Consider the following 24,686-nt stretch of genomic DNA (forward strand, 5'->3'; position numbering starts at 1 on the left):
CCAGCCGGGTAAAACTAGTTCTGTGTGAGCGTGATGCTGAAGTCGCTGAGCGATACTGCACCGAGCTTGGAGGAGTTCTCTGCTCCAGCGGTTGCGCTCTTCGGGTAGGTGATCGTGACGGTCACGACAACGGGCTGCGTTCCGGCTGCGGGGCTGACGCTCGTAGTTGCTGCACCGTTGACGGTGAAAGCGGCCGACTTGGTGAGTGCGGCGGCGAGAGCGGTGTCAGCGGCGCTCGAGGTGGCAGGCGTGATTGCAAGCGTGCCGAGGGCAGCGGTTGCAGTCAGGTTGTCGCCGGTTGCGGTGACGTTGAAGGTCTTCGTGAAGGTGACGGTGTCGCCGGGAACGATCTTGAAGCCAGCGGGCGAAGCTACGGTCGCTGCGTTGCCGAGCTTCCATCCGTCGGTGCTGCCGGTCGCTGCTGCGATGCTCAGTGTTCCTGCCGAGATGGTTCCGGGGGCGCTGATGGTTGCAGCTGAGTTCCAGGTTGCGAGGGTTCCTGCGCCGCCGAGGAGAAGAGCAATTCCTGCTGCACCTGCGATGGAGCCTTTGACGAGCTTGTTCATGATGTCCTTTCGCGGCGCAGCAAAACTGGCCGGGATGATTGTGGTTCGGGGTTATCGGGATTCAAGAAGCTGTGTGCTGGTTTCGGGTTCCTGCAACGCGGGTCATTCCAACGCGAAGATTCGGGTTTCGCGTTCAACTTCTAAATGCAATCTACTTGTCCGCACTATGGAGGACAGTCCCCAGTAATGGGGGGCACCCCGTGTCCGCACCATGGGGGACTAGAAGGTTTAGTTTGGGGTACAAGATACCCCGGTTTTCCGGGGTTTAGGGCAGAATCGGGCCGAAGGGGTACACGCTTTGTACCCCGAAAGTGTCGGAAAAATCGGGGTACAAGGGGACAGATCTGTCTATCCTCTACCCGGTTTCACTTGAAAAATATTTTTGGATGGGGGTGGAGATTTCACCGCAGTGGCGTCTGTGACGACCGGAGAGCTGCCGATGAAGTCCAAGAGTTCGACCCCGGCGACCACTTTTGAAGGGTGCGGACCGCCGGCCAGGAGGCGAGGCATCCAGTGCAGGGGGAGTGCTGACGGGGAACCGACAAGCACGATGTTGCCAAAACGACGTCCCTTGAGAATCTGGGTTTCGGCGAGCGCCGCCACGTGACCGACCGTGTGCTTGAGCGTTGCGGCCTGACTGCGAGCGAAGGCGAGTCCTGGCCCATCGGCGACATTGACCACGACGACACCCTCTGGGGCGAGCAATGTCATGGCTTCCGTGTAGAACTCCACACTCGTGACGTGGGCGGGAGTGCGTGCACCGCTAAAGACGTCAACGACAAGCAAGTCCACAGCGCCACGAAGTCCCGGCGGAAACTTGGCAAGCACTTCGCGAGCATCCCCGTGACGAACGCGGATGGAGGCCTGCTTCGACCACGGAAGTTCCTTGCGAACAAAATCAACGAGATCCGATTCCAACTCGACGACCTGTTGGCGTGAGCCCGGGCGCGTGGCCTCAACATAACGAGGAAGGGTGAGGGCGCCACCGCCAAGGTGAACGGCGGTAATCGGAGCGCCGGGGTCAGAGATTTGGTCGATGACGTGGCCCATGCGCTGCACGTATTCGAAGAACAGCTGGCTCGGGTCATCCATGTTGACGTGGGATTGTGGCGTGCCATCCACGGTGAGGGTGAATGCGCCATCCTGCCAACGGTCTGGTGCGATTTCGGCAAAGTGGCCGCTCAGTTTCAGGGTGGTGCTGGGGTGCTCGGCCATGGCATTGACTTTGCCACACTCCGTGTCGACATGCAGCCGTGCTCGCGGGTTCTGCCGGCCCCGGGCGCTACGGTGAATCATGGCTGAGACAAACCGCGAACTTCCTCCCCACTTGCAAGCGCAACTCAATGCGCAGTCCTATGTGGGGCCGGCAACGTTTGGCATGCGACCGATGCTGAGTGAGCCCGAGCAACTCGATTCGTGGAAGCCGGATGTTGCTGTCGTTGGTGCGCCGTGGGATGACAGCACCACCAATCGTCCGGGGGCCCGCTTTGGTCCCCGTGCGTTGCGGGCCAGCGCCTACGATCCGGGTACCTATCATCTCGATCTCGGCGTGGAAATCTTCGACCACCTCGATGTGGTCGACTACGGCGATGCCATCACGAGCCACGGAATGTGGGAGCTCTCGAAGGCGGCCATCTACGAGCGCGTAGGGCAGGTTGCCAGCCGAGGGATTGTGCCGTTCGTTATCGGTGGCGACCATTCGATTACGTGGCCAGCAGCCACAGCGGTGGCAGAACATCATGGCGTCGGCAACGTCGTCATGATCCATTTCGATGCTCACGCTGACACCGCAAACATTCTTGAGGGCAACCTCGCAAGCCACGGAACCCCGATGCGCCGCCTTATTGAGTCGGGCGCTATTCCCGGCCCCAACTTTCTCCAGGTCGGTCTTCGCGGGTATTGGCCTGGCGAAGAAGATCAGAAGTGGATGCGCGATAACGGCCTGAAACACTTCATGATGCAGGAGTTCTGGGAGCGCGGAGTCAAGGCCGTGCTGCCCGACATCATCGCGGCGGCGAAGGCGCGGGCATCCAAGGTCTACATTTCGATTGACATCGATGTGCTCGACCCTGGCTTCGCCCCGGCAACGGGAACCCCGGAACCGGGTGGCTTCGCTCCCATTGACTTGCTGCGCATCATCCGCCACATAGTGCTTGAAACGGATGTTGTGGGGTTCGACATCATGGAAGTTGCGCCGGCCTACGACCACGCCGACGTCACGGTGAATAACGCTCATCGACTCATCTGGGAAGCCTTCGGAGCGATGGCCGCGAAGAAGCGTTCGGCAGGACTCACAGCAAACCCCTAGTCGAAACCACGATTTAGGTCAAGAATCGGGTGGACACGGCGTGCCAAACCGGCTTATAGTGGATCCTTGCGCTCCCAGACAAATTAAGCGGTCATATTGCGGACAGCTGGGTGCCCCGAGTATAGCGGCGGGGTGATTCTGGTGAGCATTTCATTACCGACCGTCAATCATCTTGACAGACGAACCCGACGGGGTTCACGGAGGTTGTTCCTTGGCTGCTGCGCGCGATGCGTCCACCAATAAGTCCCCAAAGAATGGCCGCGCAGCTTCGCGGCTTTCTTTCGCTAAAATTACCGACACACTCACGGTTCCCGATCTGCTCGCGTTGCAGACCGAGAGCTTTGACTGGCTCGTCGGCAACGAGAGCTGGAAACAGCGTGTAACCGACGGTGTGACTGCCGGTCGCACTGATCTGCCGACTCGCAGTGGTCTCGACGAAATCTTTGAAGAGATCTCGCCGATCGAAGACCTCGGCGAAACGATGCAGTTGTCGTTCACCGATCCTGAGCTTGAAGAGCCCAAGTACTCCATTGATGAGTGCAAGGAGCGCGGCAAGACTTTCGCAGCGCCTCTCTACGTCAACGCTGAGTTCATGAATCACCTCACCGGTGAAATCAAGACTCAGACCGTTTTCATGGGTGACTTCCCGCTCATGACGGCTCGCGGTACGTTCATCATCAACGGAACCGAGCGTGTTGTTGTTTCTCAGCTCGTTCGTTCGCCCGGTGTGTACTTCGACCGCCAGCCCGAGAAGCTCTCCGACAAGGACATCTACTCGGCTCGCATCATCCCGAGCCGTGGTGCTTGGCTTGAGTTCGAGATCGACAAGCGCGATCAGGTCGGTGTTCGTATCGACCGCAAGCGCAAGCAGTCGGTCACGGTATTCCTGAAGGCCCTCGGTCTGTCCAGCGAAGAGATCCTCGAGGAGTTCAAGGGCTTCCCGTCGATCGAAGCCACCTTGGAGAAGGACAACATCCTCACCAAGGAAGAAGCGCTCAAGGACATCTACCGCAAGCTGCGTCCAGGCGAGCAGGTTGCTGCAGAAGCCGCACGCGCGCTTCTCGACAACTTCTACTTCAACTCCAAGCGTTACGACCTCGCGAAGGTTGGTCGCTACAAGATCAACCGCAAGCTTGGTCTCGACACCGACATTAAAGAGTCGGTCCTTACAGTCGAAGACATCATCGCCACCATCAAGTACATGGTGTCGCTCCACGACACCACTGCTCCCAACGTTGCTGTCAGCGACAGCGGCGCAGCGAGCATCAAGGGTGTACGCGATGGCAAGAAGGTCGACGTCCGTCTCGACATTGATGACATTGACCACTTCGGCAACCGTCGTATCCGCGCTGTTGGTGAGCTCATCCAGAACCAGGTTCGCACCGGCCTCAGCCGTATGGAACGTGTTGTTCGCGAGCGCATGACCACGCAGGACATCGAAGCGATCACCCCGCAGACTCTGATCAACGTGCGCCCCGTCGTCGCCGCGATCAAGGAGTTCTTCGGAACAAGCCAGCTCTCGCAGTTCATGGACCAGAACAACCCGCTTGCGGGACTGACCCACAAGCGTCGCCTTTCGGCGCTGGGCCCTGGTGGTTTGAGCCGTGAGCGCGCTGGTGTTGAAGTTCGAGACGTTCACCCCTCTCACTACGGCCGTATGTGCCCGATTGAGACCCCTGAAGGCCCCAACATTGGTCTGATCGGTTCGCTCGCATCGTTCGCACGTATTAACGCATTCGGTTTCATCGAGACCCCGTACCGTCGCCTCATCGACGGTGTTGTTTCGACGACCATCGATTACCTGACCGCGAGTGACGAAGATGACTTCGTCGTCGCGCAGGCCAACGCACCGCTCACGAAGGACATGAAGTTCGCTGAGCCTCGCGTGCTTGCACGTAAGAAGGGTGGCGAGGTTGACCTCGTTCCCGTTGAAGACATTGCCTACATGGATGTTTCGCCGCGCCAGATGGTGTCGGTAGCGACCTCGATCATCCCCTTCCTCGAGCACGACGATGCAAACCGCGCACTCATGGGTGCCAACATGCAGCGTCAAGCTGTTCCGCTGCTGCGCAGCGAGAGCCCGCTCGTCGGAACCGGTATGGAAGCCTTCGCCGCAATTGACTCAGGTGACGTTGTCACCACGCTCAAGGCTGGTGTCGTCTCTGAGGTTTCTGCAGACGTTGTTGTTGTTCAGCTCGATGAGGGTGGAACGCAGGAATACTTCCTGCGCAAGTTCGACCGCTCTAACCAGGGCACGAGCTACAACCACCGCGTTATCGTCAGCGCTGGAGAGCGCGTCGAGGTCGGCCAGGTCATCGCTGATGGTCCAGCCACTGAGAACGGCGAGCTCGCCCTCGGAAAGAACCTCCTCGTGGCATTCATGCCGTGGGAGGGTCACAACTTCGAGGACGCGATCATCCTGAGCCAGAACCTGGTCAAGGATGACGTACTGTCGTCGATCCACATCGAAGAATACGAAGTGGATGCCCGCGACACGAAGCTCGGTAAAGAGGAGATCACGCGCGACCTGCCGAACGTCAGCCCAGAACTTTTGGCTGACCTCGACGAGCGTGGAATCATCCGTATCGGTGCAGAGGTTCGCCCCGGCGACATCCTCGTGGGCAAGGTCACGCCTAAGGGTGAGACTGAGCTTTCGGCTGAAGAGCGCTTGCTCCGTGCCATCTTCAACGAGAAGAGCCGCGAAGTTCGCGACACCTCGCTGAAGGTTCCCCACGGTGAAGCCGGCACGATCATCGCTGTCAAGGAATTCTCCGCAGACAACGACGACGAGCTCGGCTCGGGCGTCAACCAGCGTGTTGTTGTATACATCGCCCAGAAGCGCAAGATCACCGAAGGTGACAAGCTCGCTGGTCGTCACGGCAACAAGGGTGTTATCTCCAAGATTCTGCCTGTCGAAGACATGCCGTTCTTGGCTGATGGAACCCCGGTTGACATCATCCTGAACCCCCTCGGTATCCCCGGTCGAATGAACTTCGGTCAGGTGCTCGAAACTCACCTCGGTTGGGTTGCGAAGCAGGGTTGGGAAGTTGAAGGAAAGCCGGATTGGGCAAAGAACTTGCCCGAGGAAGCCTTCAGCGCTGCGCCAGGAACCAAGGTTGCTACCCCCGTATTCGACGGTGCTTACGAAGAGGAAATCGCGGGTCTTCTCGACTCCACGACTCCTACTCGTGACGGAGATCGTCTCATCGACCACACGGGTAAGACCCGCTTGTTCGATGGTCGCTCGGGCGAGCTTTTCCCGGCTCCCGTCTCGGTCGGTTACATGTATATCCTCAAGCTGCACCACCTCGTCGACGACAAGATCCACGCTCGTTCGACCGGACCGTACTCCATGATTACTCAGCAGCCACTCGGTGGTAAGGCTCAGTTCGGTGGACAGCGCTTCGGTGAGATGGAAGTGTGGGCGCTCGAGGCGTACGGTGCCGCATACGCGCTGCAGGAACTTCTGACGATCAAGTCGGACGACATCCTCGGTCGCGTCAAGGTATACGAAGCCATCGTTAAGGGCGAGAACATCCAGGAGCCCGGTATCCCCGAGAGCTTCAAGGTGCTCATCAAGGAAATGCAGTCGCTGTGCCTCAACGTCGAAGTTCTTTCGGCTGACGGTTCAACGGTCAACCTGCGCGACTCGGACGATGAAGCGTTCCGTGCCGCTGAAGAGTTGGGCATCAACATTTCCGCGCGGTTCGAATCCTCGTCTGTTGACGAGATCTAACCCGACCGATTACGACTGCAGAACTTTCGAAGAGAGAAGATAAATTGCTCGACGTTCACGCGTTTGATGAAATCAAAATCGGTCTCGCTACCGCCGACGACATTCGTCGCTGGTCGCACGGTGAGGTAAAGAAGCCAGAGACCATTAACTACCGCACACTCAAGCCGGAGAAAGACGGTCTGTTCGGCGAACAGATCTTCGGACCTTCGCGCGACTGGGAGTGCTCCTGTGGCAAGTACAAGCGTGTCCGCTTTAAGGGCATCGTTTGTGAGCGCTGTGGTGTTGAAGTAACCAAGTCGGCTGTGCGCCGTGAGCGCATGGGCCACATCGAGCTCGCTGCTCCTGTTACCCACATCTGGTACTTCAAGGGTGTTCCGAGCCGTCTCGGTTACCTGCTTGACATGGCACCGAAGGACCTCGAAAAGGTCATCTACTTCGCTGCATACATGATCATTTCGGTCGACGAAGAGGGCCGTCATGCTGACCTGCCCGCGCTTGAGAACGAGATCCGTCTCGAAATCAAGACGCTTGAGGGCCAGCGCGATTCCCGCATCGCTGACCGCTTGACCAAGTTCGAGGAAGACCTCGCCGCTCTTGAAGAAGAGGGTGCGAAGGCCGACCAGAAGCGTCGCGTCAAGGATGCTGCTGAGAAGGAAATGTCTCAGCTGCGCAAGTCGATCGATGAGCAGATTGCTCAGCTTGAGCGCGTGTGGGAAGACTTCCGCACCCTCAAGATCGGTGACCTGAAGCCTGAAGACTCCGTCTTCCAGGAACTGCAGGACCGTTTCGGTAGCTACTTCGAAGCATTCATGGGTGCCGAGGCAATCAAGAAGCGTCTTGAAGCCTTCGACCTTGCGCTCGAGAGTGTTGAACTGCACGACCAGATCGCTAACGGCAAGGGTCAGAAGAAGATCCGTGCCATCAAGCGCCTGCGTGTTGTCAACTCGTTCCTTCAGACTGGCAACTCGCCGGCCGCGATGGTGCTCGACGTTGTTCCGGTTATTCCTCCGGAGCTTCGCCCGATGGTTCAGTTGGACGGTGGCCGTTTCGCGACCTCCGACCTCAACGACCTCTACCGTCGTGTGATCAACCGCAACAACCGTCTGCGTCGTCTCCTTGACCTCGGTGCTCCCGAGATCATCGTCAACAACGAGAAGCGCATGCTTCAGGAAGCCGTTGACGCACTGTTCGACAACGGTCGTCGTGGTCGCCCCGTTACCGGTACCGGCAACCGTGCCCTCAAGTCCCTGAGCGACATGCTCAAGGGTAAGCAGGGTCGTTTCCGCCAGAACCTGCTCGGAAAGCGCGTTGATTACTCCGGTCGTTCGGTAATCATCGTTGGACCGCAGCTCAAGCTGCACCAGTGTGGTCTCCCGAAGCAGATGGCTCTCGAGCTGTTCAAGCCCTTTGTTATCAAGCGCTTGATCGACTTGAGCCACGCACAGAACATCAAGAGCGCCAAGCGCATGGTTGAGCGTGCACGTCCGCAGGTCTGGGACGTTCTCGAAGAGATCATCCGTGAGCGCCCCGTTCTGCTGAACCGTGCACCAACCCTGCACCGTTTGGGCATCCAGGCATTCGAACCTCAGCTCGTTGAGGGTAAGGCTATTCAGCTTCACCCCCTCGTTTGTGCTGCATTCAACGCTGACTTCGACGGTGACCAGATGGCTGTTCACCTTCCGTTGTCGGTCGAAGCACAGGCTGAAGCTCGCGTGCTTATGCTCGCCAGCAACAACATCCTCAAGCCGTCTGACGGTCGCCCGGTGACTCTGCCCACACAGGACATGATCATCGGTCTGCACCACCTGACGACGCTCACGGAGGGGGCTGTCGGCGAAGGCCGTGCGTTCTCGTCGGTCGCTGAAGCGATCTTCGCGTTCGACCAGCACTCGCTCGACCTCAACGCGAAGGTACGACTGCGTCTCGACAACGTCTACCTCGCAGAGGAAGACGCTCCCGAGGGCTTCGTTCAGGGACAGTCCAAGCTCATGGAAACGACCCTCGGTCGCGCACTCTTCAACGAGGCGCTTCCGAAGGACTACCCGTACATCGAGGCACTCGCTGACAAGGGCCAGATTTCGGCCATCGTCAACGACCTCGCTGAGCGGTACGTGAAGGTGGATGTTGCTGCAGCTCTTGACGCGATCAAGGATGCTGGTTTCCACTGGGCAACTCGTTCCGGTGTAACCGTTGCGCTGTCTGACATCGTGACCCCGCCGAACAAGCCTGAGATCATCGGCCGCTACGAGAAGTTGGCTGCCAAGGTTCAGGGACAGTTCGAGAAGGGACTCACGACTGACGCTGAGCGTCGTCAGGAGCTCATCGAGATCTGGAACAAGGCAACCGCAGAAGTAGCAACTGCCATGCAGTCCAACTTCCGTACCGACAACAACATCAACCGCATGGTGTCGTCTGGTGCTCGTGGTAACTGGATGCAGGTTCGTCAGATCGCCGGTATGCGTGGTCTGGTATCGAACCCGAAGGGTGAGATCATTCCTCGCCCGATCGTCCACTCCTACAAGGAAGGCCTGACGGTAGCCGAGTACTTCATCTCGACTCACGGTGCTCGTAAGGGACTGGCCGACACCGCACTGCGTACCGCAGACTCCGGATACCTCACGCGTCGACTCGTTGACGTGTCGCAGGATGTCATCATTCGTGAAAACGACTGTGGCACCCGCAAGGGACTGGACATGCCCATCGCAGCGCAGAACGCTGATGGCAAGTGGATCCTCGACGACAACGTTGAGAACTCGGTCTACGCTCGCAGCCTCGCTGCGGATGCCACCAACGAGAAGGGCGATGTCGTCGCTTCTGCTGGTGCAGACGTCGGAGACGTTCTGCTCGAGAAGCTCGTTGCAGCTGGTGTTCACAGCATCAAGGTTCGTTCGGTGCTCACGTGTGAGTCCGCTGTTGGTGTGTGTGCAGTCTGCTACGGCCGCTCGCTCGCAACCGGTCTTCTCGTTGACATCGGTGAGGCTGTCGGAATTATCGCCGCACAGTCGATCGGTGAGCCCGGTACCCAGCTGACCATGCGTACCTTCCACACCGGTGGTGTTGCTTCGGCAGATGACATTACGCAGGGTCTTCCCCGCGTTACGGAACTCTTCGAAGCGCGTACCCCTAAGGGTGCGAGCCCCATCGCAGAAGCCGCTGGTCGCGTCACGATCGAAGACACCGACCGCAGCCGCAAGCTGATCCTCACGCCAGACAATGGCGACGAGCCCATCGCTTACCCGGTTCTGCGTCGTGCAACCCTCCTCATTGAGGATGGCGAGCACGTCGAGCTCGGTCAGCAGCTTCACGTTGGAAACGTTGACCCGAAGGAAGTTCTTCGTGTTCGCGGTGTCCGTGCCGTTCAGCAGCACCTCGTCGATGGTGTCCAGGGCGTTTACCGCTCACAGGGTGTACCGATTCACGACAAGCACATTGAGGTCATCGTTCGTCAGATGCTCCGCAAGGTGACTGTTGTTGACCACGGTGACACCGGACTCCTCCCGGGTGAGCTGGTCGACCGTTCGAAGTACAACGAGCTCAACCGCGGTGTTCTCACCGAGGGCAAGGCAACGGCATCCGCTCGTCAAGAAATCTTGGGTATCACCAAGGCTTCGCTGGCGACCGAGTCGTGGCTGTCGGCTGCGTCGTTCCAGGAAACCACCCGCGTTCTTACGCAGGCGGCTATGGAAGGCAAGTCTGACCCGCTCATGGGACTCAAGGAGAACGTCATCATCGGTAAGCTCATCCCGGCTGGTACGGGATTGGCTCGCTACCGCGATGTATCGGTCGAGGCAACGGACGAGGCGAAAGCCGAACGTTACCCCAACCGCATCTTCGCCGATGATGCAAGCCTCACTGAGAGCGACTTGAGCTTCGTCGACTTCGACAGCTTCAGCTCGAATGATTCCACGCCGGGAACCTACAACTAAGTAGTCTCGGCATCACCTCCGGGTGATACCACGAAGGGCCCTCGTCACTGCGACGGGGGCCCTTCGTCGTTAGGGTGCGGGAATCTCTATGCGCGAATACTCTTTGTCATCCGTGACCACGGTGGCAAGAACAGGGCGCCCAGCAGGCAGCAGCCGGATCGTGACCGCTCCGGTGGAGGCATTGTTCAGGGTGTGCACAGCAGCCTCTGTGATGCTCGACAGCGCTCCATTTGGCAAAGCGAGCGGGTAGCGGTCATCGAGCAGAACTACCGTGATGCCGCGTCGCCGTGCTCTCTGCACCGCGGAGACGATCTCAGGCAAGTCGAGCTGGCGAGCGCGAAGGCTATCGCGCAGTCGCGCCTCGGCGATCACAAGTTCAGCGCGGTCATCATCCGTGAGTTCGCTCCCGTCGGCAATGCGCTGCAATTGCGTGCCGACAGCAGCGTCAAGGCCCGCAAGCCGCCGGGAGCGCTCCGCCGTGCGGGCAAGAGCGGCCGCTTCCGCCGCCGCCCGTGCAATCTCAACATCGTGGATGCCGTCGAGCCGCTTCCTTGTGCGTCTCATGCCGACAGAAAATAGCGACCCGACAAGCACGAATGGTGCTTGACGCGCGACCAAGAGAACGGCTTCGAGAAGGCGATCCTCGGTCGAGAGCCCCCACAGGATCACCACCACCCCAATGGCTGCGAACCCCGCCCATGCCAATAGCTCACGCCGACGCAAACTGAGGTAGAACATCGACAACGCGCCAGCGCCGACATACCACTGTGAGAATCCGCCCACGATCGCGTTGTCTGAGGAGATCACCGTCGCGATCACGCTAGCGGCGATGGTGAAGATGCTGGCTCCGAGGCCAACGCGCGGCTGGGTGTCCTGAGTCAGGAGCGTCCACACCGCAGCGAACAACGCAATCGAAATATAAACGGGCAGCGGCGAATGCACGTCGTCGAGCGAGAGTAGCCCCAGCACCGAGATCGTTACGAAGTAGGTCCAGATGAGAATGTGGGCGCCAAGACCCGTCATTTGCGGCAGGTCGAGCTGGGTGCGCGTGCCAGATCCTGAGGTCACTGCACCCACCCCACCGTCACTTGTGTGCCGCGGTTTGGCTCGGACCACACTGTTGCGCTGGCCCCGGCAAGGGCATTGACACGGCCGAGAATGCTCACCATAATTCCGAGGCGGTTCGCGGGGACAGCGGCGGGGTCGAACCCGGTGCCGTCGTCGTTGATCGTGATCTCGACACCCGCCTCGCTAAGACTGAGTCGAACACTGCGTGCGACAGCGGCGATATCACCCCTAGCGTCACCTCCGGCATGGACCACACTATTGCGCAAAGCCTCAACAGTTGCTTCGATGAGCGCGCTAGCGATAGAGGATGGAAGTGGCGCGTGACGATTGCCATCAATGACGAATTCCGCGGCATCGGTGGTCTCGGTTATAGATGACGCGAGACCTTGAACAAAGTAGTCGACGTGGATGAGTTCGGGAACATTCGTGGCTGCATCGTTGAGTTCGCTGAGGCGGGCGATCGTGCGCGCTGCTTGCGCCCGCGTAGAGGCTGAGTCGCTACGTCCCGCACCGGCAGCAGCAAAGATCGTGGCGATTACTTCGTCGTGCACGAGAGCGTCAAGGTGCGCTTGTTCTTCGCCGCGGGCAGTCAGCGCAGCCGCGCGCATCGAGGAGGCGCGGGCTGCGGAGGTGGCAACATCAACTTCACGACCTGCGGACATCGCGACCCTCACGACGGCGGTGAACGCAGCGCAGACAGGGACCGTGAAGAGTGCGAACTGGAAAGCGAGGGAAGGATCGGCGCCGCCATCGGCAATGATGCGAATGGGCGCAATCAGCAACGCTGAGGCCAGCAAATAGATCCACGCCGCTGATGAACGCCACGCCACCGCAGCGGGCACAGTCCCCAGTGCCGTGAGGCCAACGGTCCAAGGAGCGGCATCGGCAGGCATCGGTCCGTTGACGAACGCCGGTATCCAGCTCACTACGGCAGTAGCAAAAGTGACCGCATATGCTCCGTGCAGAATGCGAAGCTGGCGCAGCGAACTCCACGGTGCCGCGGCGGCCATGATTACGGGCGTTCCGAACACGGCCGTGCCTGCGACTACCTGCCAGAGGGGGATGACGTAGGCAGCTTGGTCAAAGAGCGAACCGAGTGAGAGACCCAGAAACATGATCGCGGCGGCGGCCAGCACGAGCGTAACGGTGCGCACGACGCCAAGCTCGGCGCCCGGTTCCTCGCGGAACGTCGGGCTCACGTGGTTCGGGGTCTTGCTGATGCTCATGAGCTCGGGGGAGGGAGGATTCCATCCTCGACTGCACGCTTGTAGAGGTCGACTTTTGTGGCCGCGGGCCTGCCTGCCATGGCGTACTTGTGGCGAATGCGACGCACATACTCGGCGACGGTGCTCGATGAGAGGCCTGCGTGGTGAGCCACTGCTACAGATTTGTCGCCGGAAGCATAATGGGCGAGCACTTCTTGTTCTTTAGGGCTCAGGCCAGCCGCGGCAAGTTCTGGATCGGAGTCGAGGGCCGCAGCCCAGTCAGTCGTCACGACGGGATTGCCCCTGGCCGCCTCACGCACAGCTTCCACAATCACATCGCGCGACTCCGACTTGCGCACAATCCCCAACACGCCAGCACGGGATGCCGCACGAACTTCAGAGGCATTGTCTGCCGCGGTAAAGACGAGAACGTTGATCCCGCGCTCCCGAAGCCAGGCAACATTCTCGCCAACCTTGCTTCCATCCGAAAGGCGCACGTCGAGCACGACAAGATCAAGTTCTTTAGCGACCGGTTCAAGATCCCGAACAGTGGCCGCGGAGGCATGAAGAGCGATATCCGGGGACTGCCCCAGAAGCGAAGCGAAGCCGAGTTGCACGGTCTCATGATCATCCACATGGCCTACGCGGTAGGTGCGTGGAGCTTCCTTGTGCAATGTCAATCGTGTCCCCGTTCGGATCAGGGTAAGCGTACGCCCGCAAGAAATTGCAGCGACTAACGACAAATCTACCGGAACTTTCTGTCTGCCCCCCAAACGGGTGTCATTGATACTGACGACTGCCGCATTCGTTGCCGCAGTGCAACCATCAGTACGTTAGAAGATCTTTCGTGGGGGAGCAGGCTAATGAATCGTCACGCCGTGAACGACCTCGTCGACTGCTCTCTTCAGCGTTGGTACCGTCTGGTTTCAGAATGGCGAGAGCCTGCTCTTGGCACCGAAGCAGGCTGCGTCGAGTGCCGTCACTCCGACTTCGCTGCGTTCGACCACCTTTCGCAGTGGCCCCATGACCTCATCCACTCCTTTGTCGAGACGCTTGAGTTGGTCACATTTCAGCTTGCCGTCGCCCTGCATGAAGAGCAGCACTATCGCGGTGAAGGCAGCCGTTCTGGAAAGCCATGCCACAACTGCATTACCGCTGCGCGCTCCGCCGTGCAGGCGTGCGCACACCGTCATGCTCAAGATGTTTCCGATGTCATCTCGGAATGTGCGTTGCCGCGGCTTGCCGCCTACGTCGAAAGAAACATCAATTTGGCGCTCAATGCTGCGACTCGCGGCGAATGGGCTTCCTGAAACGCCCCTACTACCCCTCACAAGTGGGTCTAGTGGTGCAGATGTGAGTCGATTAGCGTGGGACTCCGCTAGGACCTTGGGGGGAGGCACGCGTGACCACACTTGCTGAAGTACTGATTCTTCGCGGAATGATGCCAATTGAGAGCATCGATTCTGTAGGGACTTCTCACACCGACGAGGAAGCCCTCGTTCGAAACCTACTCGACAGCGGGACCATTTCGCCGGCACAACTCGCTTCCGCGCGCGCCGCCCAGGCCGGGGTCCCCTTTGTTGAACTCGTCGACTTCGCCGTTGACCACCAAGCAGTTGCGCTCGCACCCGCCGCTATTTGCCGCCGACACGAAGTTTTGCCGATCGCCTTCAGCGAGGGATACCTCGTCTTGGCCATGGTCGACCCCGGCAACATTTTTGCGCTCGATGACATCCGATCAGCAACGGGACGCCAGATTCGCGTTGTCGTCGCCGAACGCAGCGACCTCCAGACCGCGCTCGATCGATTCCACCGCGCCGATGGTGAGCTGTCCAGCCTCAGCAGCGAGCTTGAGCAGGAAGCAACAACCACGGATGTCGCTCTCGCGACGAACAACAACGAACCGACCGAAGATGACGCGCCTATCGTTCGCTTCGTGAACCTGCTCATCAGCCAGGGCATCCAAGACAAGGCTTCCGATATTCACATCGAGCCGGGCGAACATGACCTCGGTGTTCGTTACCGCATTGACGGTGTGCTTCACGAGATGCAGCGGGCTCCTCGCCAGATTCAGAATGGTGTAATCTCGCGTCTCAAGATCATGGCTGAGATGGATATCGCAGAGCGTCGCAAGCCTCAGGATGGCCGCATCTCGGTCATCCACGGTCAGAAGAAAATTGACCTTCGTGTTGCCACCTTGCCGACTGTCTACGGCGAAAAAGTCGTTATGCGTATTCTCGACAACTCGAACACAACGCTCGACCTCAGCCAGCTCTACTTGCTTGAGCACAACGCCAAGATCTACAAAGACGCATACAGCAAGCCCTACGGCATGATCCTCGTGACGGGACCAACCGGTTCCGGTAAGTCGACGACGCTGTACACGACGCTCAATGCGGTCGCTCGACCCGAGATTAACGTCATCACGGTCGAAGACCCGGTCGAGTACCGTATGGCGGGCATCAACCAGGTTCAGGTCAATCCGAAGGCCGGTCTCACGTTCGCGAGTGCTCTGCGCTCGATCTTGCGTTCAGACCCGGATGTCGTGCTGATTGGTGAGATCCGAGACCAAGAAACCGCACAGATCGCCATTGAAGCCGCTCTCACAGGTCACCTTGTGTTGAGCACGCTTCACACCAACGACGCTCCTGCCGCGATTACGCGACTTATCGAGATGGACATTGAGCCCTTCTTGGTCGGTTCGGCAATCGACTGCGTTGTGGCTCAGCGACTTGCCCGACGCTTGTGCGATCGCTGCAAGCAGCCTGCGACACACAACCCGCAGGACCTCGTGAACTTGAAGGTCGGTTTCGATCCTGCAGGACCGATGCCGACGCTCTACGGACCTGTGGGCTGCACCGTGTGTTCCAAAACGGGATACCGCGGCCGTATTGCACTGCACGAAGTAATGGCAGTGTCTGAAGAAATCGAACGTCTCGCTGTTGCTCGCTCATCGAGCGCTGAAATCAGCCGAGTCGCCGTGCAGCAAGGAATGCGCACTCTGCGTATGGACGGCTGGGCCAAGGCACAACTCGGCTTGACGTCAGTCGAAGAGATTTTGCGCGTCGTCGCATAAGACGAAGTATCTGGGGGAATTATGGCTAAGCGGATTTACGACATCCCGTCGCAATCGGTAGACGAGAGCTTGTTCACACCGAAGGGACAAAGCGCTCCTTCTGGGAACAGCGTCCCGTCGGATACACCACCGCCGGCGCCGGGAACGAGCGTTCCTGGAGCAGGCAGCCCACAAGCGTCACCTTCGTTCCCTGAGTGGGCGCAGACTGGTGCGGCGCCGTCTGCCTCCGCAGCGACAGTTCCTGCGTCGCCGCTCCCGACGATTCCACCACCATCCGGTTCGATCAAGAGCAGCGACACTTCTGGTGTTTCTGCGCCGCCTGCGCCACCCGCGCCGCCGGCTCCTGCTGCGCATACTGAGCCGACTGCTGCTCCTCAAGCAGCAACGCCTCCCGCCGATGCTGCCGCAGAGGGCGGACGTCGCGCCCGCCGGATGGCGAGCGAGCCAGTGACCTCGATCGACTCGCTCGATGAACTCTTCCGTCAGGCCGCAGCGGGCGCAATGTCTCAGACGTCGGCGGCGACGTCGGCTGCTGGCGCATCGATGCCTGCCCCCGCCGCTGCGCCTGCACCCGCACCTGCTGCTCCCGCCGCCGAGGCGGCACCTGCCGCGCCTGCGCCGTCACCGACAGCGGCAGAAGTGCCGTACTTCACTACGGATGCATCGAACTCGGCGGGCGACAGCGCGACACAGATCACGAACGAGGTCCCCTCGGACGCTCCTACGGTTAAGTTCCCGTCGCAGGCGGCCGCTGAGAGCGGACTGCTCGATCTCCCCGAGGTTGCCCCTGACATTGCCGGTGAGAGCAACTTGAATTTCCCGCCGCCTGGCGCTGATGAGGGGCTGCTGAGCTTCACAGGCGGATTCGGCGCCGCAGAGCCGCAGCAGAGCCGCGAATCACAGTTGCTTTCCGTTCCGCAGATCGTGGAAGAGGAACGCGAACCGCGTCCCGAGATGGAACTCACGGCTCGCGAGGGATCAAATCCTGAACTACTCGATGCGCTCAAAGAAGTTGTGTACACCGGCGCTTCGGACCTTCACATCTCGTCTGGCGCTGTGCCCATGATCCGTGTGGATGGTGGCCTTCAGCCGCTCAAGGGAATCGGAGTGTGGGACAAGGATCGCACGCGCGACGCGCTATTTAGCATCCTCGATCAGAAGCAAGAAGAGCAGTTCCTCGAGGCGCTCGAACTTGACTTCGCCTTCGAGCTGTCGGAAGCGGCTCGATTCCGCGTGAACTTCTACATGGACCGGGGAAACCTGGGCGCGGCGTTCCGTATTATTCCGACCGAGATCAAGCAGTTGAAAGACCTCGGCATCCAAGAATCGGTGTCGCAGTTCGCGACTCTGCCCCGTGGACTCGTGCTCGTCACCGGACCAACCGGTTCCGGAAAATCGACTACGTTGGCCGCGCTCATCGACCTAGTCAACCGCACCCGTGCTGACCACATTGTGACCGTGGAGGACCCGATTGAGTTCTTGCACGGAAACCAGAAGTCGCTCGTTAACCAGCGAGAGGTCGGCCGAGACACTCACTCGTTCACGAGCGCGCTCAAGCACGTTCTGCGCCAAGACCCCGACGTTATTTTGATTGGTGAGCTTCGAGACCTCGAAACAATCTCGATTGCGTTGACGGCGGCAGAAACGGGTCACCTCGTGTTCGCGACTTTGCACACTCAGGATGCTGCGCAAACCGTTGACCGTATTATCGACGTTTTCCCACCGCACCAGCAGGGCCAAGTGCGCACTCAGCTCGCAGCAGTGCTGCAGGGCATCATTTGCCAGACGCTTGTTCGACGGGCGTCTGGCAAGGGCCGCGTCGTGGCAACAGAAGTGCTCACGATGAACCCGGCTATCGGAAACCTGATCCGAGAAGGAAAGATCTACCAAATTCCTTCCGCAATGCAGGCCGGCCGTGGCGCCGGTATGCACACGATGGATCAGCATCTCGCTGGTCTCGCCAAGTCGGGCGCCATTACCGAAGAGGCCGCCATGGCTAAGTCGCATGACCCCGAGGGCATGCATCGATTGATGAGCGACAGTTCAACGGGAGTGCCGAGATAATGGCCGCTACTACCTCAACCACGAAGTCCTTCGAATACAAAGCTCGTGATCAGTCGGGCAAGATCGTCAAGGGGCGCATCGACGCGTCGACCGAGAATGCAGTAGTCACTCGCCTGCGCGCGATGGAGATCAGTCCGATTTCTATTACGGAGGCGGGCGCAGGCACCGGTCTCAATAAAGAAATCAACATTTCTTTTCTGCAGAAGCGTGTTGGTCTTGATGACCTTGCGGTCATGAGCCGGCAGATGTCGACGATGATTTCCTCGGGCCTGTCGTTGATCCGAGCTCTCGTCATTCTCTCGGAGCAGACGGAGAACCCCACGCTTGCTAAGGCGTTGACCGAGATTCGCCAAGATGTCGAGACGGGCGGAACGTTGTCTGACGCGTTCGCCAAGCATGGCACCGTCTTCCCGCCCATCATGATTCATCTCGTTCGGGCCGGCGAAACGGGCGGCTTTCTCGATAATGCCCTTGAGTCGATTGCAAACAACTTCGAGGGTGAGGTGAAGCTCCGTGGCACGATCAAGTCGGCTCTGACCTATCCCGTTGTCGTCCTGATCATGGCGGTAGCAGCTGTTATCGGAATGCTCCTCTTCATCGTTCCGGTGTTTGAGGAGATGTTCGCTGACCTCGGTGGTGAGCTTCCGCTGCTCACTCAGATTCTGGTGTGGATGTCGGATGCGATGACGATTCTCGCCCCGATTCTTATTATCGCCGGCATAGTTTTCAGTATTTGGTGGCAAAAGAACAAGCACACTGAGAAGGTCCGCAAGTTTGTGGATCCCTGGAAGCTGCGGATGCCCGTCTTCGGGCCGCTGTTCAGGAAGGTGTCGATCTCACGCTTTACGCGCAACTTCGGAACGATGCTCGGCGCTGGTGTGCCGATTCTTCACGCGCTTTCGATCGTCGGGGAGACGTCGGGAAACTACGTGATTGAGGAAGCGCTCCGTCGGGTGGCTGACTCTGTTCGTTCTGGTCAGTCAGTATCCGTTCCTTTGGCAAAAGAGTCAGTATTTCCGTCGATGGTCACCCAAATGGTCGCGGTCGGTGAGGACGCGGGTTCCATGGAGGTCATGCTGTCGAAGATCGCTGACTTCTACGATGATGAGGTTCAGAAGACTACTGAGCAACTCACCGCGCTTATCGAGCCCCTCATGATTGGTGTGATTGGGGCGATCGTCGGCGTCATGGTGATTGCGCTCTATATGCCGATCTTCGCGATCTTCGACCAGATCAAGTAACGCCTAGCAGCTCCAAGCGGGAGCGTCGCGACCCGAGTCGTGATGCTCCCGTTTGGTCTTTAACTATGCGTTCACTAGCCCCCAATGGGGTGCAAAAGTGAGTTTGGCGCGCTAACACCCCTCACACTGGGGTGGCTATTGAGGGAGTTCACCCCCGTTTGTGGGATTCTCAGCTTGCGCACATGTTGAGAGTATTTCCGTGGGGGGCTGAGAAGCTGATTTTTTCTGGGGGCCCCTGTCCACGATTCGAACCACAGACAGGAAAATCCAAAATGATCGCACGTTTGCACGAAGCACTGCGCACCAAGCGCAACGACCTCGAGAACGACCAGAAGGGCTTCACTCTCGTTGAGCTCCTCGTTGTTGTTCTGATCATCGGCATCCTTGCCGCGATCGCCATCCCCTTCTTCCTCAACCAGCGCCAGGGCGCTTGGGAATCGCAGGTCAAGTCGGACATCGCCAATGCAGTGATCGCTGCTGAGACGTACGCCGTTGGCAACAACGGTTCGTTCGCTGACATGGCTCACACGCCGGGTGCAACGGCAGCTGACCTGCCCACCGGTGACCTGGTTGACAACGGATACAAGGCAACGCCGTCCGTGGTCCTCACCTCTGCGGTTGACGCAGATGGCAACGGCTACGTATTCACGGTCACCCACCGTGAGTACACCGGCCCTACCTGGACCTACACCAGCACCGACGGAACAACCGTAAAGTCCTAGTCCGCTAGAGGCTTGCAGGAAGGGGCGTCGCCACGCGGCGGCGTCCCTTTCCCCGTGGGAGAGTGATCGCTCTCTCGAGAGAATCCCAACTCTCTTGCATCACCTACAACCCTTACTTACCCGCACGAAAGGGCTCATCATGCACAAGGTTCTACAGCGACTGCGTAGCTCCGACGCAGGAATGAGCCTTCTTGAAGTTCTCGTGGCGATGATGATCTTCGCGATCGTCTCGCTCGGCGTTCTTCAATCACTCACGACCGTACTTTCAGTCACTCGCGATAACCGCGCTCGCGTAGTTGCTGCCAACCTCGCTTCTCAAGAAATTGACCTAGCTCGAGATGCCGCTGATGTATTTACGCTCGGCGATGCTACCTACACCACGAGTCTCAATGGCGACGACTTCACGATCATTCGCTCCACGCAGTGGGTGCCGTCGAGCAACACCGCTGCAGCCTGCGGTACCGGCGGTGGAACACTGCAATACAAGCGCGTCAACGTTGCCGTTAGTTGGCCTAACATGCGCCCAGGAACTGAGCCAGTACGTTTCGACACACTGCTCGCGCCAGACGATCGCATCAACGACCCCGGACTGGGCACCATTCTCGTTTCGGTGACAGGAGGCTCTGGCGGCGGATCAGCGGGCGTGAACGTCACCGCCAACAAGGCCACGCCGCCCAACGGAGCTCAGAACCTGTCCGTGGCGCCGCCGGCGACCGATGCCGAAGGCTGCACCTACATTCTCAAAGTTGCACCCGGCAATTACAACGTTTCGATCTCTCGCTCCGGTTACATCACAGATGCCGGTCAGATCACGTCGCCGAGCAAACTCACGCAGGTCGTCGCCGGTACCGCTAGTTCGGTCTCGTTCAACTACGACAACGCGGCTCGCTTCAATGTGAAGTACGTTGCCAACCCCACGCCGACGAATATCCAGATCCCGGCCAACATGCCGACTTCGTTCAGCAGCTCGTACGGCATTCACCTCAATAGCGCCACGAACTCCTCGCTTACGCGCGGAATCGATCTCTTCCCCTGGAAATCGGGGTACGTCGGTTTCGCCGGAACCTATATCGCCAAGCCGGAATCCGCGACCAGCTCTGAACCATACTGTGCGTCTCGTAATCCTCAGGATTGGGAAGAAGTTGATGTCTCAGGAGTGACCTTCCGCTCGCCCGATGCTGTGGCCGTCGCGACAGTGCCCGGGGGCAACGCCGAACTCACTGTGCCCATGGGGCTAGTCGATGCCACTGGGCTCGCTGGCGGGCGTGTGCGTGCCACCTCGATCGCCCCCGTCACGGGCAGTGGAGATCCCGGGTGCACGATTAGCAGCGAATTGACGTTCGACACCATTAACCCCGGCACCACTCACCTCGCCCTTCCCTACGGAACGTGGCGAATCGAACGATCGGTCACGTTGGGCGTTTGGCTACCCCTGGGATTAGGCAGCTTGCTCACTCCTGTCGTGGGCGGCACGGCGAGCGTTCCTAGTGTCGTGACGGTTGACCCAAGGGTGGCATCGTGATTCAAAATTGTCGAAATGCTCTCTTCGCGCGGGTTTCCCGCGTCCGCCGCGATGAACGCGGCGTGACCCTCAGCGAACTGATTGTCACCATCGCCCTCATGACCATGCTGCTCGCGATGGTCATGACCATCTTCATCACTTTCACCCGCACGTTCGCCGACGAACGCTCCGCTACCTCTAATACCGCGGGTGCCACTGTGGCGATGAATGAACTTACTCGAGTGATCCGTGCGGGTACGCCTATTCCCAAAGGTCCTTCTCTGCCGAATGATCCAGTGTTCAGCTATGCCGCCGCCAACCAGATTGTTCTTCAGGCCTACTTAGACACGGATGCCGCGGATCCCGAGCCCGTGAAGGTGGAGTTTCTCATCACATCGGATCGTACGCTCGTGGAACGACGGTGGACTGCGATCAAATCTGGCGGCTTGTTTACCTTTCAACCAGCGGTGGCTTCTGAACGCACGGTTGTGCGACAGATATCCAACGGAACTACTCCGGTCTTCCGCTATTTCAACGCGAGCAATATCGAGCTCGAGCCACCAGCGGGTGGGCAACTCACCGCAGCACAGCGCAATGCTGTCGCAGCGGTGAAGATCTCAATGACGGTGCAAACCGACCCAAGTGGCCGTGCAAAAACGGCGAGTATCGAAAACACCGTAGGTATCCCGAACCTCGACCTCTCAAGAATTGGAATCGACCGATGATCCGACTCGTTCGTGCCCGCCTCGCTGGCGAAAAGGGCGCTGCCCTTCCGATGGTAATTGGCATCACCGTCGTTCTTGGACTGCTCGTGACCACGGCCGTCGCCTTTGCGACCGGTGGGTTCCGACAGGCAGCTGCCACTCAAGAGTGGTCGGCGTCTCTTGCCGCGGCGTACGCCGGCATCGAGGACTACCAAAGCAGGCTCTCGGAGGACACCTCATACGTACAGTACGGAAACCCGCTCGCGCCGTTCTCGTCGACTAGTGACGTTCGTTTGCCCACGGGCGCTGTCGCTAACGCGGCTTTCAACGTCGCTGAAGGCGAAGCCTGGGTGCCCATCCCCGTCCCAAGCCCGGGGGAGAGCACGTCGTTCTTCCGCTATGAGGTAGATAACTCGGAGTATTCGAGCAGCGGAGTGATCCGAGTGCGCTCGACGGGAAAGGTCGGCGGGGAGACTCGTAGCATCGTGGCGGACCTCCGTCAGTCTGGCTTCATCGACTTCCTCTATTTCACGGATTATGAAATCCAGGACCGCGCGTTCTCTGGCGCTGGAAGTTCCTGCGAAAAGTACTGGTGGGATGGACGCAGTAGCGTTTCCGGAAGCTGCGGAGAGATCGCGTTCTCGGGCGGCGACACGGTTGACGGGCCCGTTCACTCCAACGACACGATCCGTATCTGTAACGCCACTTTCTTGGGTAAGGTCACCACGAGCTACGCGCCATCGAGTGGGGTCACTTACAACCCGCGAGACTCCAACGGCTATAGCTGCGGCGGCCAGACTTTCGCTGATCCGCTCTGGCCCCAACCTGTCTTCAGCCCTGTGATCGGTATGCCGGCCACAAATTCGCAACATCTGCGCGAAACGCGCTCAGACCTCGTCACTGACGGCGTTCCTCGCCCCGGCTGCCTCTACACGGGTCCCACGGAAATCACGCTTTTGGCCAACGGCAAGATCAATGTGTACTCGCCTTGGACTATTGCGACCCGAATCACGGGCTCGCCTGCCTCCGGCGGTTCGCAGCCACCGGCCTGTGGAAATGTGAGTCGTATCAATAGTGCGGGCGGAGATACGTTCGATCTACCCGCGAGCAACGTCATCTACGTTCAGGATGTGCCGGCAGTGTACGGCGATCCCAACTATTGGGCGAGCAACGCGCGTCCCAGTGGCCTGAAGTGCGAGAGCATTTCGGGCAACCGCATCGGAAACGGCATCGGATACCCCACGTGGTACGAGACTGCCGCCAGCAGCGCCTACCAGTGTCGAGTGGGCGATCTCTTCGTCAAGGGAACGCTGCAGGGGCAGACCACGCTCTCCGCGGAGCACTACGTATATGTCACCGGAGACCTCAAGTACAAGAATGCCGAGGAGGACGTGCTGGGTCTCGTCGGAAACGACGCTGTGTGGGTGTGGAACCCCACGGACAGCTCGAATCGCACGCTCCTCGGCGACTACAACCGTCGAATCGACGCCGCGATTCTCTCCGTAGGCCACACTTTCGCGGTTCAGAATCCAGGAGCAGGATCGGGCCGCGGAACACTCACTGTCAACGGAGCAATTGCGCAGAAGTTCCGCGGAATCGTGCGTCAAGGCTCCGGCGGCTACACGAAGAACTATGTTTATGACACACGACTCAAATTCACCGCGCCGCCAAAGTTCCTCTCGCCGGTGACCACAGCCTATGGAGTGAATGTGTGGATCGAAGTTTCGCCAGCCTTTGAATCCAACGGTGCCCCGATCTCATGACCGTAACCTTGCTCCTTGTCATCTTCGCGGTGCTCCTGGGGCTCGCTGTCGGCTCGTTTCTCAATGTCGTCGTGTGGCGAGTTCCCCGCGGTGAAAAGCTGTCTTCGCCGCCGAGCGCATGCCCCAAGTGCGAGCACGCGATTCGGTGGTACGACAATATTCCGGTCTTCGGCTGGCTACTTTTGCGAGGGAAATGTCGCGATTGCGGGGAGCCAATTGCAGCGCGCTATCCGCTCGTTGAAGCTGGGACCGCGATCGCATTCGGTCTTATCACAGCTGTCGTCGGTGCCGACACCGACTTAGTCTGGGCGCTGCCGGCTTTGCTTTACCTCGCCGCGGTTTCGATCGCTCTGACACTTATTGATCTCGACACTCAAACTCTCCCAAACAAGATTGTGCTTCCCTCAATAGTTGTTGGTATCGCACTGTTGGCTTTGGCTAGCGGTGGTGCTAACAATTGGTCTGGCTTTATAGGCGCGCTTGCGGGGGGTGCGACGCTGTTCGTTTTTTACTTCATCATCGCGATCGTTTCGCCACGCGGAATGGGTATGGGCGACGTCAAGCTGGCAGCAGTTCTGGGGCTCTATCTGGGATGGCTCGGTTGGGGGGTGCTCGCTGTGGGTGCATTCGCAGCATTCTTGCTCGGAGGACTTTTCGCGATTGCACTGCTCATCGTTGGTCGGGCTCGTCGTCGCACGGCGATCCCTTTTGGTCCATGGATGATTGCTGGGGCATGGCTCGGCATCGCATTTGGCTCACAAATTTGGAACGGATATATGGTGGCGAGCGGTCTTAGCTGATCGCCG

17 protein-coding genes are annotated in these 24,686 nt (G+C 59.2%); 12 read left to right on the forward strand and 5 right to left on the reverse strand.

The window, feature by feature from the left end; genetic code table 11:
• Window positions 1–14: 14 nt before the first annotated feature.
• Together AACZ26_RS03205 and AACZ26_RS03210 are read right to left on the reverse strand one after the other, a co-directional pair.
• Window positions 15–566, reverse strand: coding sequence for an alternate-type signal peptide domain-containing protein (locus AACZ26_RS03205; protein WP_339619081.1), 552 nt, complete (start codon window positions 564–566; stop codon window positions 15–17).
• Between the two features lie 348 nt (window positions 567–914).
• On the reverse strand, window positions 915–1,781 hold the full coding sequence (locus tag AACZ26_RS03210; protein ID WP_339619083.1) for a fused MFS/spermidine synthase: 867 nt from the start codon (window positions 1,779–1,781) through the stop codon (window positions 915–917).
• Window positions 1,782–1,860: 79 nt separating this feature from the next.
• Between AACZ26_RS03210 and speB the strand changes: the two genes are divergently transcribed.
• The 3 genes from speB to AACZ26_RS03225 all read left to right on the forward strand — a co-directional run bounded on the left by speB (window position 1,861) and on the right by AACZ26_RS03225 (window position 10,536).
• Window positions 1,861–2,874, forward strand: coding sequence for an agmatinase (gene speB, locus AACZ26_RS03215; protein ID WP_339619085.1), 1,014 nt, complete (start codon window positions 1,861–1,863; stop codon window positions 2,872–2,874).
• 211 nt (window positions 2,875–3,085) lie between these two features.
• Complete coding sequence (gene rpoB / locus AACZ26_RS03220; protein WP_339619087.1) at window positions 3,086–6,610, forward strand: DNA-directed RNA polymerase subunit beta; 3,525 nt, start codon at window positions 3,086–3,088, stop codon at window positions 6,608–6,610.
• A gap of 44 nt (window positions 6,611–6,654) precedes the next feature.
• Window positions 6,655–10,536: a DNA-directed RNA polymerase subunit beta' gene (locus AACZ26_RS03225; protein ID WP_339619089.1), complete on the forward strand. Its 3,882-nt coding sequence runs from the start codon at window positions 6,655–6,657 to the stop codon at window positions 10,534–10,536.
• A 69-nt stretch (window positions 10,537–10,605) separates the two neighbouring features.
• Here AACZ26_RS03225 and AACZ26_RS03230 read toward each other — a convergent pair whose 3' ends face one another.
• From AACZ26_RS03230 to AACZ26_RS03240, 3 genes are read right to left on the reverse strand one after another with little or no spacing between them, the layout of a single operon-like run.
• Window positions 10,606–11,604: a hypothetical protein gene (locus tag AACZ26_RS03230; RefSeq protein ID WP_339619091.1), complete on the reverse strand. Its 999-nt coding sequence runs from the start codon at window positions 11,602–11,604 to the stop codon at window positions 10,606–10,608.
• The gene (locus tag AACZ26_RS03235; protein ID WP_339619093.1) at window positions 11,601–12,830 is read right to left on the reverse strand and encodes an ATP-binding protein; all 1,230 of its coding nucleotides are present in this window, start codon (window positions 12,828–12,830) and stop codon (window positions 11,601–11,603) included. The genes AACZ26_RS03230 and AACZ26_RS03235 overlap by 4 nt, the downstream gene beginning before the upstream one ends.
• Window positions 12,827–13,444 (reverse strand): response regulator transcription factor, encoded by a 618-nt coding sequence (locus AACZ26_RS03240; RefSeq protein WP_339619095.1) that lies wholly within the window; start codon window positions 13,442–13,444, stop codon window positions 12,827–12,829. The genes AACZ26_RS03235 and AACZ26_RS03240 overlap by 4 nt, the downstream gene beginning before the upstream one ends.
• 228 nt (window positions 13,445–13,672) lie before the next feature.
• Between AACZ26_RS03240 and AACZ26_RS03245 the strand changes: the two genes are divergently transcribed.
• From AACZ26_RS03245 to AACZ26_RS03285, 9 genes are all read left to right on the forward strand, one after another.
• The gene (locus AACZ26_RS03245; protein ID WP_339619097.1) at window positions 13,673–14,119 is read left to right on the forward strand and encodes a hypothetical protein; all 447 of its coding nucleotides are present in this window, start codon (window positions 13,673–13,675) and stop codon (window positions 14,117–14,119) included.
• A gap of 92 nt (window positions 14,120–14,211) precedes the next feature.
• Window positions 14,212–15,885 carry an ATPase, T2SS/T4P/T4SS family gene (locus AACZ26_RS03250; RefSeq protein WP_339619099.1) on the forward strand — a complete coding sequence of 558 codons (1,674 nt, stop codon included), beginning with the start codon at window positions 14,212–14,214 and terminating at the stop codon, window positions 15,883–15,885.
• 21 nt (window positions 15,886–15,906) lie between these two features.
• Window positions 15,907–17,949, forward strand: coding sequence for a PilT/PilU family type 4a pilus ATPase (locus AACZ26_RS03255; RefSeq protein WP_339619101.1), 2,043 nt, complete (start codon window positions 15,907–15,909; stop codon window positions 17,947–17,949).
• On the forward strand, window positions 17,949–19,190 hold the full coding sequence (locus tag AACZ26_RS03260; RefSeq protein ID WP_339619103.1) for a type II secretion system F family protein: 1,242 nt from the start codon (window positions 17,949–17,951) through the stop codon (window positions 19,188–19,190). Before AACZ26_RS03255 ends, AACZ26_RS03260 begins: the two co-directional genes overlap by 1 nt.
• A gap of 272 nt (window positions 19,191–19,462) precedes the next feature.
• Window positions 19,463–19,912, forward strand: coding sequence for a prepilin-type N-terminal cleavage/methylation domain-containing protein (locus AACZ26_RS03265; RefSeq protein ID WP_339619105.1), 450 nt, complete (start codon window positions 19,463–19,465; stop codon window positions 19,910–19,912).
• Between the two features lie 139 nt (window positions 19,913–20,051).
• Window positions 20,052–21,434 (forward strand): prepilin-type N-terminal cleavage/methylation domain-containing protein, encoded by a 1,383-nt coding sequence (locus tag AACZ26_RS03270; protein ID WP_339619107.1) that lies wholly within the window; start codon window positions 20,052–20,054, stop codon window positions 21,432–21,434.
• Window positions 21,431–22,138: a type II secretion system protein gene (locus AACZ26_RS03275; protein ID WP_339619109.1), complete on the forward strand. Its 708-nt coding sequence runs from the start codon at window positions 21,431–21,433 to the stop codon at window positions 22,136–22,138. The genes AACZ26_RS03270 and AACZ26_RS03275 overlap by 4 nt, the downstream gene beginning before the upstream one ends.
• Window positions 22,135–23,880: a hypothetical protein gene (locus AACZ26_RS03280; RefSeq protein ID WP_339619112.1), complete on the forward strand. Its 1,746-nt coding sequence runs from the start codon at window positions 22,135–22,137 to the stop codon at window positions 23,878–23,880. Before AACZ26_RS03275 ends, AACZ26_RS03280 begins: the two co-directional genes overlap by 4 nt.
• Window positions 23,877–24,680, forward strand: coding sequence for a prepilin peptidase (locus tag AACZ26_RS03285; protein WP_339619114.1), 804 nt, complete (start codon window positions 23,877–23,879; stop codon window positions 24,678–24,680). Before AACZ26_RS03280 ends, AACZ26_RS03285 begins: the two co-directional genes overlap by 4 nt.
• Window positions 24,681–24,686 lie beyond the last annotated feature (6 nt).

The organism is uncultured Salinibacterium sp. (assembly GCF_963974405.1).
In the GTDB taxonomy this organism is placed as follows: domain Bacteria; phylum Actinomycetota; class Actinomycetes; order Actinomycetales; family Microbacteriaceae; genus Rhodoglobus.

What these genes read in the sequence shown, in the direction of transcription:
- AACZ26_RS03210 (WP_339619083.1), bottom strand. Translation starts at nt 1,781, where the DNA reads ATGGCCGAGCACCCCAGCACCACCCTGAAACTGAGCGGCCACTTTGCC.
- AACZ26_RS03285 (WP_339619114.1), top strand. Translation starts at nt 23,877, where the DNA reads ATGACCGTAACCTTGCTCCTTGTCATCTTCGCGGTGCTCCTGGGGCTC.
- AACZ26_RS03265 (WP_339619105.1), top strand. Translation starts at nt 19,463, where the DNA reads ATGATCGCACGTTTGCACGAAGCACTGCGCACCAAGCGCAACGACCTC.
- AACZ26_RS03255 (WP_339619101.1), top strand. Translation starts at nt 15,907, where the DNA reads ATGGCTAAGCGGATTTACGACATCCCGTCGCAATCGGTAGACGAGAGC.
- AACZ26_RS03205 (WP_339619081.1), bottom strand. Translation starts at nt 566, where the DNA reads ATGAACAAGCTCGTCAAAGGCTCCATCGCAGGTGCAGCAGGAATTGCT.
- AACZ26_RS03235 (WP_339619093.1), bottom strand. Translation starts at nt 12,830, where the DNA reads ATGAGCATCAGCAAGACCCCGAACCACGTGAGCCCGACGTTCCGCGAG.
- AACZ26_RS03280 (WP_339619112.1), top strand. Translation starts at nt 22,135, where the DNA reads ATGATCCGACTCGTTCGTGCCCGCCTCGCTGGCGAAAAGGGCGCTGCC.
- AACZ26_RS03245 (WP_339619097.1), top strand. Translation starts at nt 13,673, where the DNA reads ATGAATCGTCACGCCGTGAACGACCTCGTCGACTGCTCTCTTCAGCGT.
- AACZ26_RS03260 (WP_339619103.1), top strand. Translation starts at nt 17,949, where the DNA reads ATGGCCGCTACTACCTCAACCACGAAGTCCTTCGAATACAAAGCTCGT.
- speB (WP_339619085.1), top strand. Translation starts at nt 1,861, where the DNA reads ATGGCTGAGACAAACCGCGAACTTCCTCCCCACTTGCAAGCGCAACTC.
- AACZ26_RS03270 (WP_339619107.1), top strand. Translation starts at nt 20,052, where the DNA reads ATGCACAAGGTTCTACAGCGACTGCGTAGCTCCGACGCAGGAATGAGC.